The 13,339-nt window shown below is 63.7% G+C and carries 14 protein-coding genes; 9 read left to right on the top strand and 5 right to left on the bottom strand.

From position 1 onward, the window contains the following. Positions 1-94: 94 nt before the first annotated feature. The 3 genes from Herbaro_RS14510 to Herbaro_RS14500 are packed head-to-tail and all read right to left on the bottom strand — an operon-like array spanning position 95 to position 1,849. Positions 95-865: a DUF3106 domain-containing protein gene (locus tag Herbaro_RS14510; RefSeq protein WP_275010328.1), complete on the bottom strand. Its 771-nt coding sequence runs from the start codon at positions 863-865 to the stop codon at positions 95-97. A 4-nt stretch (positions 866-869) separates the two neighbouring features. Then, positions 870-1,280 (bottom strand): DUF3619 family protein, encoded by a 411-nt coding sequence (locus Herbaro_RS14505; RefSeq protein WP_275010327.1) that lies wholly within the window; start codon positions 1,278-1,280, stop codon positions 870-872. Then, the gene (locus Herbaro_RS14500; protein ID WP_275010326.1) at positions 1,277-1,849 is read right to left on the bottom strand and encodes an RNA polymerase sigma factor; all 573 of its coding nucleotides are present in this window, start codon (positions 1,847-1,849) and stop codon (positions 1,277-1,279) included. The genes Herbaro_RS14505 and Herbaro_RS14500 overlap by 4 nt, the downstream gene beginning before the upstream one ends. Before the next feature lie 547 nt (positions 1,850-2,396). Between Herbaro_RS14500 and Herbaro_RS14495 the strand changes: the two genes are divergently transcribed. The 9 genes from Herbaro_RS14495 to Herbaro_RS14455 all read left to right on the top strand — a co-directional run bounded on the left by Herbaro_RS14495 (position 2,397) and on the right by Herbaro_RS14455 (position 11,046). Then, on the top strand, positions 2,397-4,115 hold the full coding sequence (locus Herbaro_RS14495; RefSeq protein WP_275010325.1) for an acetolactate synthase 3 catalytic subunit: 1,719 nt from the start codon (positions 2,397-2,399) through the stop codon (positions 4,113-4,115). Between the two features lie 2 nt (positions 4,116-4,117). Continuing rightward, a complete protein-coding gene (gene ilvN, locus Herbaro_RS14490; protein ID WP_275010324.1) occupies positions 4,118-4,609 on the top strand; it encodes an acetolactate synthase small subunit in 492 nt (163 codons plus the stop codon). 65 nt (positions 4,610-4,674) lie between these two features. Next, complete coding sequence (ilvC, locus tag Herbaro_RS14485; protein WP_275010323.1) at positions 4,675-5,691, top strand: ketol-acid reductoisomerase; 1,017 nt, start codon at positions 4,675-4,677, stop codon at positions 5,689-5,691. Between the two features lie 458 nt (positions 5,692-6,149). Then, on the top strand, positions 6,150-6,920 hold the full coding sequence (locus Herbaro_RS14480; RefSeq protein ID WP_275010322.1) for an SIMPL domain-containing protein: 771 nt from the start codon (positions 6,150-6,152) through the stop codon (positions 6,918-6,920). A gap of 91 nt (positions 6,921-7,011) precedes the next feature. Then, positions 7,012-7,515: a vesicle formation protein gene (locus tag Herbaro_RS14475; protein ID WP_275010321.1), complete on the top strand. Its 504-nt coding sequence runs from the start codon at positions 7,012-7,014 to the stop codon at positions 7,513-7,515. A gap of 229 nt (positions 7,516-7,744) precedes the next feature. Beyond that, positions 7,745-8,389 carry a phosphatidylserine decarboxylase gene (locus tag Herbaro_RS14470; protein WP_275010320.1) on the top strand — a complete coding sequence of 215 codons (645 nt, stop codon included), beginning with the start codon at positions 7,745-7,747 and terminating at the stop codon, positions 8,387-8,389. 89 nt (positions 8,390-8,478) lie between these two features. Continuing rightward, a complete protein-coding gene (pssA, locus tag Herbaro_RS14465; RefSeq protein ID WP_275010319.1) occupies positions 8,479-9,342 on the top strand; it encodes a CDP-diacylglycerol--serine O-phosphatidyltransferase in 864 nt (287 codons plus the stop codon). A gap of 199 nt (positions 9,343-9,541) precedes the next feature. Beyond that, positions 9,542-10,036: a hypothetical protein gene (locus tag Herbaro_RS14460; protein WP_275010318.1), complete on the top strand. Its 495-nt coding sequence runs from the start codon at positions 9,542-9,544 to the stop codon at positions 10,034-10,036. A gap of 200 nt (positions 10,037-10,236) precedes the next feature. Continuing rightward, positions 10,237-11,046 carry a hypothetical protein gene (locus Herbaro_RS14455; protein WP_275010317.1) on the top strand — a complete coding sequence of 270 codons (810 nt, stop codon included), beginning with the start codon at positions 10,237-10,239 and terminating at the stop codon, positions 11,044-11,046. Positions 11,047-11,113: 67 nt separating this feature from the next. Here the strand turns inward: Herbaro_RS14455 and Herbaro_RS14450 are convergent, their stop codons facing one another. Together Herbaro_RS14450 and Herbaro_RS14445 are read right to left on the bottom strand one after the other, a co-directional pair. Next, the gene (locus tag Herbaro_RS14450) at positions 11,114-11,827 is read right to left on the bottom strand and encodes an alpha/beta hydrolase (RefSeq protein WP_275010316.1); all 714 of its coding nucleotides are present in this window, start codon (positions 11,825-11,827) and stop codon (positions 11,114-11,116) included. Between the two features lie 5 nt (positions 11,828-11,832). After that, positions 11,833-13,335 carry a sensor domain-containing diguanylate cyclase gene (locus tag Herbaro_RS14445; protein ID WP_275010315.1) on the bottom strand — a complete coding sequence of 501 codons (1,503 nt, stop codon included), beginning with the start codon at positions 13,333-13,335 and terminating at the stop codon, positions 11,833-11,835. Positions 13,336-13,339: the final 4 nt, after the last annotated feature.

Below are 13,339 nucleotides of genomic sequence, written 5' to 3'. Positions count from 1 at the left end.
GGGGAGCAAGCCTCGCTGCGCGATGCGGCATGGTGGACGACAGAGGGACGGCGCTCGGCGGCGGGCTCGCCGCCAGGAGGATGGGGAAGAGGGCTTACTTGCTGTCGGCGATGGTGGCGGCGACCGGCGCGGCGGCGCTCGCAGTGGCCGGGGCAAGCTGCAGCGCCACCGGCACCGGCGCGGCTTGCGAACCCGGCGCCGTGGCCGGTGCGGCAGGCGAGATGGCCGGCGCTGCGGGCAGCGGGCGATCCAGCGCCTCGGCCGGCAGCTGGATGACGGGCGCGGCGTTGGCCGGCGCCGACGGCAGCTTGGCCACGCGCTTGGGCAGCTTGGCTTGCGCCAGCTTCTTCTTCTGTTCAGCGGAAAGCTGCTGGTACTTGTTCCACTGCTCGTTCTTTTCTTCGGTGTCGAGCTTCTTGGCGCGCGCGTAGTTGGTGCGCGCCGCGCTGCGCTGCGCCGGGGTCAGCTTGACCCAGTCGCGCATGCGTTCATGCAGTCGCTGCTGCTCTTCGGGCTTCATCTGCGCGTATTTCTTGCCGATGACCAGCCATTTTTCCTTCTGCACGTCGCTCATCTTGGACCATTCGACGGCGAGCGGCTCCAGGGCTTGCTGCTGGGTCGGGGACAGGCTGGCCCAGGCCAGCTTGTTGTCGGGTTTCCTGGCAACTGCCTTGGCGCTGAGGGCCGGCTTGGCTGGCGTCGCCGCTGCCGCAGGCGCGGCTGCGGGGGCCGGCGGCTGGACGGCCGGGGCGTTCTGCGCCGTCGACCATGCGCAGGTCAGGGCACCGGCCAGCGTAGCCAGCGCCAGCGCAATGCGCGCGAGACGGGCGGGAGCTTTGGTGGGGAAGCCGGTGGTCTTGCGCATCGTGTCATTCGCCCTTTTCAGCGAGGAAAGCATTGAAGCCGTGATCCAGGTAGGCGGACAGCGGCAGTTCATCGGACAGCACGGCGGCGTCGATCTCGGCCAGGTCGGCCACGCGCTTGGTGTTCTCGTGCTGGTAGATGCCGGCGAACAGGATGATGCCGGCCAGGAGCGGCACGGCCACGCCCAGGCGGCCGAGCCAGGACGGACCGCTTGAGGTCAGCGTGCCGCCGTTGTTGAACGCGCCGGCGAACGCCGGCTGCTCGACGCGCACCGTCATCGGCACGATCTTCTTGCGGGCGAGCGCCACCCGGCGGGCCGCCGCCAGGTTGTGCAGGGTATCGTCGGACAGGTCGTCCAGGCCGGCGTCGAGCGCCAGCTTCACCTTATAGGCGAATTGCATTTCCTTGTTGTTCATAATGTGATTCCTTTGGCTCTTAGAGCTTGAGCCAGCGCGTGAGTTGCGCGAGAGCAATGGGTTTTGACGCTTCCTTCGGAGCAACCCATGGCGGCGGCAGTCTCCGCCACGTCCATGTCCTGCCAGTAACGCATCAGGAATGCTTCCCGTTGACGCGTCGGCAGTTTTTGTATTTCGGCATCGATCAGCTTGAGGGTCTGTTCGCGCTCGACCTTGTCGGCGCTGGATTCGGCGGCCTCTGAACCGTCCGCCGACTCGAAGCTCTCCAGCACGTCGAAATCGTCCTGGCCTTCGCCGTCGCCCCCGCCGAAGCTGGAGAACAGGCTGACCCAGGTATTGCGCACCTTTTCGCGCCGGAAGAAATCGTGGATGGTGTTTTGCAGGATGCGCTGGAACAGCATCGGCAGTTCGGCCACGGGCTTGTCGCCGTACTTCTCGGCAAGCTTGATCATGGCATCCTGAACGATGTCCAGCGCGGCTTCGTCCTTGCGTACGGCATACACCGCCTGCTTGAAGGCGCGGCGTTCGACACTTTCAAGAAAGTCGGAGAGTTCTTTGTCAGTTGCCATGCAATACGGGTGCCGGGAGGGTAGCCGGGGTTCATTGGGGCAGGATCTCCGCCATGTTCCGGCCGCAAATGCGGGAAAACGCAAAAAAATGTCAAAAATCAGAGCGAATCCTAGCAAAAATGACCTTGCTTGTCGTGGTGTTTATCCTGAAATGCACAGCGAACGCGAGTGGCGACAAGCTTTTCGGCGGATTTCGCTTGACCAAAATGATGCAACGCATTACTGTCCTGATTCCCGCCTCCCACACTTGGGGCGTTTATGGTCTTCGCCGGTGCTTCACATAAGGTCGTGCCGGTCCGGAGACGCCGCTTTAAGATTTAAAGCTTGTTTGTTCTAACCCGTGCCACAAGCGCGAGGAATCTGTAGAAGTCCACTTGTACCAAGGCTGAACGAGTCGCGTTGAGCGGCATTTCGAACCTCACTACGGTTGGGGCGCAGAAATGGCGTGACCGCACAAAAAAGGGACGCCGCCGGCAAGTCGACCAATACGAATTCCGTCAGGAGAGAGCATCCGATCAATTTCCAATGGACCTTGAAAGGAAGCAGCATGAGTGCTGAGCAAATCACCGGCGCGGATATACTCGTCCGTTGCCTGGCTGAAGAAGGTGTTGAACACGTCTTCGGCTATCCTGGTGGCGCCGTCCTCTATATCTACGACGCAATCTTCAAACAAGACAAATTCCAGCACATCCTGGTTCGTCACGAACAGGCTGCCGTGCATGCCGCGGATGCGTATTCGCGCAGCTCGCAGAAGGTCGGCGTGGCCATCGTCACGTCCGGCCCCGGCGTCACCAATGCGGTGACCGGCCTGGCCACGGCCTATATGGATTCCATCCCGATGGTGGTGATCTCCGGCCAGGTGCCGTCGACCGCCATCGGCCAGGATGCGTTCCAGGAGTGCGACACCGTCGGCATCACGCGTCCCTGCGTGAAGCACAATTTCCTGGTGAAGGATGTGAAGGACCTGGCCGAAACGGTCAAGAAGGCCTTCTTCATCGCCACCACCGGCCGTCCCGGTCCGGTGCTGGTGGACATTCCCAAGGACATCACGATGCATACCTGCGCCTTCGAGTATCCGAAAAGCGTGGAGATGCGTTCGTACAAGCCGGTCGACAAGGGCCACTCGGGCCAGATCCGCAAGGCGCTGCAGCTGCTGCTGTCGGCCGAGCGCCCCATGATCTATACCGGCGGCGGCATCATCCTGGCCAACGCCGCGCCCGAGCTCAACAAGCTGGTCGACCGCCTGGGCTATCCCTGTACCAATACGCTCATGGGCCTGGGCGCCTATCGCTCGTCCAGCGACAAGTTCGTCGGCATGCCCGGCATGCACGGCACTTATGAAGCCAACATGGCCATGCAGCACAGCGACGTGCTCATCGCCATCGGCGCGCGCTTCGACGACCGCGTGATCGGCAATCCCAAGCACTTCGCCTCCAGCGCGCGCAAGATCATCCATATCGACATCGATCCGTCGTCGATCTCCAAGCGCGTGAAGGTCGACATCCCCATCGTGGGCAACGTCAAGGACGTGCTGCAGGAACTGCTGACCCAGCTGGACTCCGCAGAAACCCGCCAGAACGGCGCCGCGCTGGACAACTGGTGGAAGCAGATCAACGAATGGCGCAAGCGCGACTGCCTGAAGTTCGCCACCTCGGACGAATTCATCAAGCCGCAGGCGGTGGTCCAGAAGGTCTGGGAAGTCACCAAGGGCGACGCCTTCATCACCTCCGACGTCGGCCAGCACCAGATGTGGGCCGCGCAATACTACGGTTTCGACAAGCCGCGCCGCTGGATCAACTCCGGCGGCCTGGGCACCATGGGCGTGGGCCTGCCGTACGCCATGGGCGTGCAGATGGCCAACCCCGACGCCACCGTGGCCTGCATCACCGGCGAAGCCTCGATCCAGATGTGCATCCAGGAGCTGGCGACCTGCAAGCAGTATCACCTCACGCCCAAGATCATTCTGCTCAACAACCGCTTCCTGGGCATGGTGCGCCAGTGGCAGCAGATCGATTACGGTTCCCGCTATTCCGAGTCCTACATGGATTCGCTGCCCGACTTCAACAAGCTGGCCGAATCCTATGGCCACGTCGGCATGAAAATCGAGAAGCCGGGCGACGTCGACGGCGCGCTGAAAGAAGCCTTCGCAATGAAAGACAGGCTGGTCTTCATGAACTTCATCACGGATCAAACCGAGAACGTCTGGCCGATGGTCAAGGCGGGCAAGGGTTTGACTGAAATGTTGCTGGGTTCGGAGGATCTTTAATCATGCGCCATATCATTTCTGTGCTGCTGGAAAACGAAGCCGGCGCATTGTCCCGCGTCGTGGGCCTGTTCTCCGCACGCGGCTACAACATCGAAACGCTCACCGTTGCACCCACCGAAGACCCGACCCTGTCGCGCATGACCATCGTGACTTCCGGCTCGGACGATGTGATCGAACAGATCACCAAACACCTGAACCGCCTGATCGAGGTGGTGAAGGTCGTCGATCTGACGGAAGGCGCGCACATCGAGCGCGAACTGATGCTGATCAAGGTGCGCGCAGTGGGCAAGGAGCGTGAAGAGATGAAGCGCACCGCGGACATCTTCCGCGGCCGCATCATCGACGTCACCGAAAAGACCTACACGATCGAGCTGACCGGCAACAAGAGCAAGCTGGATGCGTTCATCGATTCCATCGATCGCGCCGCCATCCTGGAAACGGTCCGCACAGGCGGCTCCGGCATCGGTCGCGGCGAACGGATCCTGAAGATCTGAGCGGCCGCAGCAAGACACAGTCACACACACATTCAAATCAAGTTATTCGGAACATAGGAAAAATCATGAAAGTTTTTTACGACAAAGACGCAGACCTGTCCCTGATCAAGAACAAGAACGTGACCATCATCGGTTACGGCTCGCAAGGCCACGCGCACGCGCTGAACCTGAAGGACTCGGGCTGCAAGGTCACCGTCGGCCTGCGTAAGGGTGGCGCCTCGTGGAGCAAGGCCGAGAAGGCCGGCCTGAAGGTGGCTGAAGTCAACGACGCGGTGAAGGAAGCCGACGTCATCATGATCCTGCTGCCGGATGAGAACATCGGCCAGGTGTATGCCGAGAACGTGGCGCCGCACGCCAAGCAAGGCGCCACCGTGGCGTTCGCGCACGGCTTCAACATTCACTACGGCCAGGTGGTTCCGCGCGCCGACCTGGACGTGATCATGATCGCCCCGAAGGCGCCCGGCCACACCGTGCGTTCGACCTACAGCCAGGGCGGCGGCGTGCCGCACCTGATCGCGGTGTACCAGGACAAGTCGGGCAGCGCCCGCGACGTGGCGCTGTCGTACGCCACCGCCAACGGCGGCGGCCGCGCCGGCATCATCGAAACCAACTTCCGCGAAGAAACCGAGACCGACCTGTTCGGCGAACAGGCGGTGCTGTGCGGCGGCACGGTGGAGTTGATCAAGGCCGGCTTCGAAACGCTGGTGGAAGCCGGCTACGCGCCGGAGATGGCCTACTTCGAATGCCTGCACGAGCTGAAGCTGATCGTGGACCTGATCTATGAAGGCGGCATCGCCAACATGAACTACTCGATCTCGAACAACGCCGAATACGGCGAGTACGTGACCGGCCCGCGCATCATCAACGAGGAAAGCAAGGCGGTGATGAAGAAGGTGCTGACCGACATCCAGACCGGCGAATACGCCAAGAGCTTCATCCTGGAAAACAAGGCCGGCGCGCCGACGCTGCTGTCGCGCCGCCGCATCAACGCCGAGCACCAGATCGAAGTGGTGGGCGAGAAGCTGCGCGCCATGATGCCCTGGATCAAGGCCAACAAGCTGGTGGACCAGACCAAGAACTGATCGGTTCAGGCCCAAGGGAAAGGACGCTTCGGCGTCCTTTTTCTTTTGCGGCTTGGCGTCTTTTTGGAGGGCGTCTCATCAAGCGCCGGCGATGTGCGACGAACGTCGCTGGGTCCCCGCTTTCGCGGGGACGACGGGGAGGAGGAGGCTTGCGCCGCCAGATGCTCGAGGCAACTCACTGCCTGTCGTCCCTGCGAAAGCGGGGACCCAGCGTCGTTGACTGAGCTTGCGCTTCAACCGGCCTGGGCGTTGCGCAATGAACGTCACTGGATCCCCGCTTTCGCGGGGACGACGCAAACACCAGGCGCCGAAGCCCGGACGCCATTTGTATCCGGCGTTACCCCCGGTTGCACTTGGGTAAGAACCAAACGAGAATAGCCAGCGTCGAAGTTCGGGATTTCAAGATATCCCCGCGCCGCTCAGGCGCATCTCCAACAACACCAGAAGACGAGGACTACATGACACCTACCCACAAGCTGATGCTGGGCGCGGCCCTGGCCGTTGCCTCTGTCGCCGCCCAGGCGCAGGTCGTGCAAACCAATGGCGCCATGGTCGTGGTGCCTGCCAATGGCGAGATCAGCGTGCCCAACGACCAGGCGCGCGTGACGCTGCAGGTGGAAGAGCAGGACAAGGACAAGGCCGCCGCCGCCTCGCGCGTGAACCAGAAGATGAAGCAGGGCATCGATGCCTTGAAGCGCCAGGATCCGCAGGCCAGCTTGAAGAGCTATGGCTATTACACCTACGCCATCTACGCCGAGCCGCCGGCGGTTACGCCGCAGCAGCCGCGCCAGCCGGCCAAGGCGCGCCAGGTGGTGGGCTGGCGGGTCGGGCAGTATCTGGACATGACCACGCAGAACCTGGCGGCGCTGCCCAAGACCGTGTCGTCGGCGCAGAGCCTGCTGAGCCTGAACGGCCTGCAGTTCGGCCTCAGCCCGGCGGCCACCAAGAAGCTGGATGCGGCGCTGGTGGACGCCACCTACAAGAACCTGGAAGAGCGGATCGGCTTCATCGCCGGCTCGATGCACCGCGCACCGTCCGACGCCGTGCTGGAGACCGTGGACTTCGAGGGCTCCGGAAACTACGTCGCCGCGGCGCCGGCGCCGATGGCCAAGGCGGCCATGATGCGCTCGGACATGGCGGCCGAATCGATCTCGGTGGCCGAGCCCAGCTTCGAACCGGGCGAATCGACGGTGAGCATGCGCCTGGTCGGCAAGGTGCGCTTCAAGTAAGCGCGGCCGACAATGGATGCGCCTGTGAGGGCGCAAGGGAAGGGAGGCTATAATCGGCCTCCTTTTCGTTTTTGGGGCCATCATGCGGGCAATGAAGAACATCATCGTATCCCTGGCAGCCGGCCTGCTGTCGATCAACCTGGCGCATGCCGACATCTGCGCCGACATGCGCGCCATCAATACGCAGGCGCTGTCGCATTTCGACGGCTGGAAGGGGGCGCGCAACGAGCGCGCCTATGCGTCCAACTACATGCTCGACGGCGCGCAAGGCTGCGCCATCAGCGGCAATTCCGACGGCTATTCCTGCGTCTGGACATTCGCCACCCCGGCCGACCTGGGCCGCGCGTACCAGAAGATGGTCGGCGACATCAAGGCCTGCGCGCCGCTGGAGAAGGAAGAACCCGGCATCCTCGCCGACAAGCCGGAAGACAGGAGCCAGGGCGAGCTGCGCCGGCAACTGGAGGTGACCGGCTTCGACTACGCCGATGCGCGCGCGCTGGTGATGGTCGGCAGCATGCAGCTGACCGGCGCCAAGGCCGGTCTCTCGCGCAACGAGCTGAAGTTCTCGTTCATCAAATCGTCCGCGCGCAATTGAGCGAAGAACCGTCCGGAATACGCCGAAAATACCGCGAAATGCCGCTGCGCGATCACCGATGACGCACTGCGGCAGGCATTTCGCGGCGATCCCCGGCTCACACTCGTAAATTCCGGCGCAAAACCCGCCCGCAGTGCGATACAGCGCCGCATTTCATTGCATTTGGCAGGCGCTGGACTAGAATAGGCACGCTTTTACTTTCGAATTTTTCGCGATCATTGGAGCAACATTGAACAATAACCACTATCCCCACCCCATTATCGCCCGTGAAGGCTGGCCGTTCCTGACCATCGCCGTGGTCGTCGCGCTGCTGGTTTCCATGCTGTTCGGCGCCTGGTCGATTCCGTTCTGGATCATCGCGCTGTTCGTGCTGCAGTTCTTCCGCGATCCGCCGCGTGTGATCCCGCAGGCGCCCAACGCGGTGCTGTCGCCAGCGGATGGCCGTATCGTGGTGGTGGCGCGTGCGCAGGATCCCTATACCAATCGCGAGGCGCTGAAGATCAGCGTGTTCATGAACGTGTTCAACGTCCACTCCAACCGTGCGCCGGTGGATGGCAAGATCGAGACCGTGCAGTATTTCCCCGGCAAGTTCGTCAATGCCGACCTCGACAAGGCCTCGCTGGAGAATGAGCGCAATGCCCTGGCCATCACCACCACCTCGGGTCACAGCGTGACCTGCGTGCAGGTGGCCGGCCTGATCGCCCGCCGCATCCTGTGCTACGTCAAGGCCGGCGACACGCTGGCGCGCGGCCAGCGCTACGGCTTCATCCGCTTCGGTTCGCGCGTGGACGTCTACCTGCCGCTGACCGCGGTGCCCAAGGTCACCGTCGGTGAAAAGGTCTCGGCCACGGAAACCATTCTGGCCGAACTCTGATCACACCGGAACAAGGCCGGCGCGAAGCGTGCATGAAAGGGCTTCGCACCGGTCGCCGGATTCACCGCAATATCAAACAATAAACATCGATGGCAACTTTCCGACGACGCAAAGCCAAAGGCGGCATTCCTTTCCCGAAATCCCTGCGCGGGCCCAAGGCCTATGCTGCGCAGCTGGATGAGTCAGGGCAAGGCGTGACGCGGCGCCGGTCGCGCGGCATCTACCTGTTGCCCAATGCGTTCACCACGGCGGCGCTGTTCTGCGGCTTCTACGCCATCGTGATGGCGATGAACCTGAAGTTCGACTACGCCTCCATCGCCATCTTCGTGGCCATGGTGCTGGACAGCCTGGACGGCCGCGTGGCCCGCATGACCAATACCCAGAGCGAATTCGGCGCGCAGTACGACAGCCTGTCCGACATGGTCTCCTTCGGCGCCGCGCCGGCGCTGGTGGTCTACGAATGGTCGTTGCGCGGCATGGGCAAGCTGGGCTGGCTCGCCGCCTTCGTCTACTGCGCCGGCGGCGCGCTGCGCCTGGCGCGCTTCAACACCAACATCGCGGTGGTCGACAAGCGCTACTTCCAGGGCTTGCCCAGCCCGGCCGCGGCCGCGCTGGTGGCCGGTTTCGTCTGGCTGATGGACGACCTGCGCTTCGCCGGCACCGACCTCAGCTGGGCGGCCTGGGTGATCACGCTGTACGCCGGCGTGACCATGGTCACCAACGTGCCGTTCTACAGCTTCAAGGACGTCAATTTCCGCAAGCCGGTGCCGTTCATCGCGGCGCTGCTGGTGGTGGTGGGGCTGGTGGCGATTTCCAGTGACCCGTCCAAGGTGCTGTTCGGCCTGTTCGTGCTCTACGGTTTGTCGGGGTATGGCGTGTATGCCTGGCGCCGCCTCAAGGGTAAGCCGGTCAGCATCGTGCAGACCGAGCACGAGCATGACGACGGCCATTGAGCTTCGGCCTGACATCGCGCTGACGCAGCGCTGACAAAAACGCCCGCCTTGCCGGGCGTTTTTGTTTGGCGGCAACGGCGTTCGCCGAAAGGCCCGGGAATCGACACGCGCACCTTGTCGAGCTTGCGAATCTTTCCTAGAATTTTCACAGGACGCACACCCGCGCGCTCCCCTGATTTGTCTTTCATCGCGCACCGTCATGACGCTCGACACCGCACTCGATCCACTCGCCGGCACCTCCGCCTATGGCCTTCCTTCGGGCGCGGTCAGCGGGGCGGGCGGCGTGGTGTCGGCGAGCGACAATCCTGTCGCGGTGGAGGAGGCGGTCGCGCTGGCGGCCAGCGCCTCGGCCATCGTCAGTCTCGGCAATTCGATCGGATCGGACGGGCTGACCTACAACGCCGTCGGCGTGTTCGACGCCATCGTCGATGCCGGCGCTGCCGATAACGCTTCCCCCGACCAGACCCAGGACCAGGCCGAGCAATCGCTCTACCAGGGCATACTGGGCGGCATCGACAACAGCGCGGGCACGGCCGGCGTCTATAACGGCTCGGGAGAATTTACCGGCCTCGATACCGGCTTCACCGCACAGCTGGCCTCGCTGCTCAAGTCCGATCCCGGGCTGACCGATAGCATCGTCTCCGATGTCGCCACGCAAGGCATCGTCGGCGCCTTGTTCTCCGCCACGGCGTGACGGCTGCGGTATTGCGCTGTCGGACAATCCCTCTTTTTCACTCCCTGTAGCATTTAATTACAGAATCCGGCCGCGGCCGAGCTTGTTGCCGTCCGCGATCTTTTCTAGGCTTTGATCAAGAACGCGCAGAAACGCAGGCTGCGGATCCACTCCGGTTGCCGATGCGCCGTCAACATCCACGAACTGTTGAGGTCTTGATCATGGCAATCGATACAAGCAATAACCTGAATGCGCTGACGTCGGCCTATCTCACGGCGACTGCGGTCAACACGGCGGTCGCCGCCAATAACGCCAACGCCAGCAATCCTTCCATCTCGGCCAACCAGGCCGCGCTGACCAATGCGGTCAACCTGGCCGCCGATGCGTCGGTGGTGGTCTCGCTCTCCAACGCCAACCTGCTGGCGCAGCAACCGCTGACCTACAATGCCTCGGGCCTGCTCAATCCGGCCGGCCTGCTCAACACGGCGGTGGCGCTCAATACGGCCAACACCGTGGCGCAGACCATCGCCACCGCGCAGGCGCAAGCCCAGCAACAGGCGCAGGCGGCAGCCGAGCAAGCTGCTGAGGACGCGGCGGCGCAGGAAGCGGCGGACGCCCAGGCGGCCCAGGATGCCGCCGACGCGCAGGCGGCGCAAGACGCGGCCGACGCCCAGGCGGCGCAGGATACGGCCGATGCGCAGGCGGCGCAGGACGCTGCCGATGCGCAGGCGGCCCAGGCGGCGCAGGCCGGCGATACGAGTACCGCGACAACGACTACGGCCGCCAATGCCGACCTCAGCGCCAGCGAGGCGTCCGGCCTGTTCTACGCCGGCGTGCTCTCGGGCCTGGCGGCGGCGCCTACCTCGACGGCCAGCCTGTACGACATCAACGGCGGTTATGCCGGCATCGACACCGGCTATGCGCTGCAACTGGCGCAAGTGCTGCAGGCCAATCCCGACCTGGCCGATACCATCAGCCAGGACATCTCACGCCAGGGCGTGACCGGAGCGCTGCTGTCGGTGACGGCCTGAGCATTTCAAGGCATTGCAAATACAGGGTGATGGAGAGCGGAGCGGGGGAGATGGGCGCGGGCGCCGGTCAGCACTGGCCGGCTGCCAGTCGCGCCAGCAGGTCGCGCAAGGCCTCGTCTTGCGCGCTGCGCTCGCTGACCCGGTGATCGACGCCGGGCAGATCAATGATGCGGCAGTCCTGCGCGGCTTGCGCATGTTCCTTCACCAGTTCCGCAATCTCTTTTGGAATGACCTTGTCCTCGACCGCGCGCACCAGCGTGATACGGCCGCGATAGGTCTTGATCAGCGCCAGCGTCTCGGCGTCGCGCCAGCTGTCGGGGCGCCGCAGCGCGGCCGAGAAATCGGGACCGAAGGGAAGCGTGAAGGCGGCCTTGTCGTAGATCGCGCCGACGATGGTGAGCACATGCCCGATGCGATTGGCGCCGCGGCAGGCCAGCCGCATGGCGATCTCGCCGCCCATGCTCACGCCGACTACCGTGCGCGGCTGCCCGTCGTCTGCGCAGAAGTGATCGAGTGCGGCCTGGGCTTCGGCCAGGCGCTTGGCCAGCGAATTGGGCTCGCGCGCGCTGCTGTCCCCGTGACCGGAAAAATCGATGGCGGCACTGGCATGGCCGCGCAGCGCCAGCGCCTCGCGCACCGGCCATTGGCGCCGGCGGGTGCTGTGGCCGGCGCCGTGCAGGAACAGGGTGCGCACCGGACCGCAACCGGCGGCCGTGATCACGTCGCCGGCCAGCGTCTCGGCGCCGGCCGTCAAGGTGTGATCGTTTCTGCCTGGAGCCACGCGCCTCAGTCGTTCTGGCGCCGTTCCAGGCCCGGCGTCTTGGCGTAGTACTGGCGCTTGGCTTCGTACATCAGCGAGTCGGCGCGCTGCACCACCTGCTCCAGGCGTTCGCCCGGCGTCGCCGTGGCGGCGCCCATCGACAGGCTGAGGGAAACGCCGGAGTAGAACTGGTTGTTCAGTTCGATCAGCTTCTGGATCTGCTCGATCAGGATCGCGCAGCCGCGCTCATCGGTGGCCGGCAGCAGGATCGCGAACTCGTCGCCGCCGGTGCGCGCCACGCTGCACGGACGCTCCACCGCCTTGTCCAGCACTTCCCCCACCCGGCGCAGCAGGGCGTCGCCGGCGGCGTGGCCGAGCTCGTCGTTGACTTCCTTCAGGCCGTTCAGGTCGGCCACGATCACGCTGACCGGGAACGGTCCCTTGCGCTCCAGGCGGTTCAATTCATCCACCATGTAGGCGCGGTTGTGCAGCTTGGTCAGCTCGTCGTGCTTGCCGAGGAATTCCAGATAGGCTTCGGCCTTCTTGCGCGCGGTGATGTCGGTCAGCGCCACCAGCACCAGGCCCCAGCTGTCTTCGTAGCCGGGGAACACCGAGAACTGCAGGTGCACGTGCAACTGGTCGCCGTTGAGCGAATAGTTGACCACCTCGCGCTGGTGGAACAGGTTGCCGTTCCACAGCTCGATCAACTGTTCGTTGAAGTGGTGGCGCATGTCGTCGCGGAACACGTCGGACAGGTGCGACAGCAGGGTGGCCTTGTCGGGCGCGCCGAACATCGACAGCGTCTGCAGGTTGACGTCGATCACGCGGATCTCCTGCATGCAGCGCTCGACGAATTCCGGATGGACGTCGGTGAAAGTGCGGAAGTCGGTGATGCCGATGCGATGCAGGTCGTCGAACAGGCGCTTGACCTGGCTGAAGTCTTCCACCCACAGCGAGATCGGCGAATACTCGAACAGGCCGCGCGCGTAGTTCTCGCTGCGCGACAGCTTCTTGCGCGCGGTCTCGCGCTCGGTGACGTTCTCGATGGCCAGGAGGATGTAGTCCCAGCTTTCCTCGCTGCCGGGCATGATGCGGCCGGAGAGCTGGATGTCCAGGCGCTTGCCGCCCAGGGTGTAGTTGACCGTGTAGCTGGAGAAGTTGAGCCGGCCTTCCCACAGCTGCGCCATCTCGTCGATGAAGGTCTCGATCATGTCGTCGCGGAACACCTTGTCCAGGTTCGACACCAGGTGTTCCAGGTCGCGCGCCTCGTACCATTCCAGCGTGCGGCGGTTGACGTCGACCACGCGGATCTGCCGCGCGCAGGCATGCGCGCGGGAATGGTCTTCCATCAGCCAGGCGCGCAGGTCGGTCACGCCCTGATCGCGCCACTGGCTGAACAGGCGCTTCAAGCCGCTGTAGTCTTCTTTCCAGAGGGAGACCGGGGTGAGGTCGAAGGTTTCTTGTTCGGACAAGGCGGGGGCCTTGGCGGAGGACGAGAGAGCGTTGCCGGGGAGATGGTCGTTCTGCATAGCA

This window comes from Herbaspirillum sp. WKF16 (assembly GCF_028993615.1).
Classification (GTDB): domain Bacteria; phylum Pseudomonadota; class Gammaproteobacteria; order Burkholderiales; family Burkholderiaceae_D; genus Herbaspirillum.
Note: the sequence above shows the minus strand (reverse complement) of the source record. Positions and strands in the feature narration are given on the sequence as shown.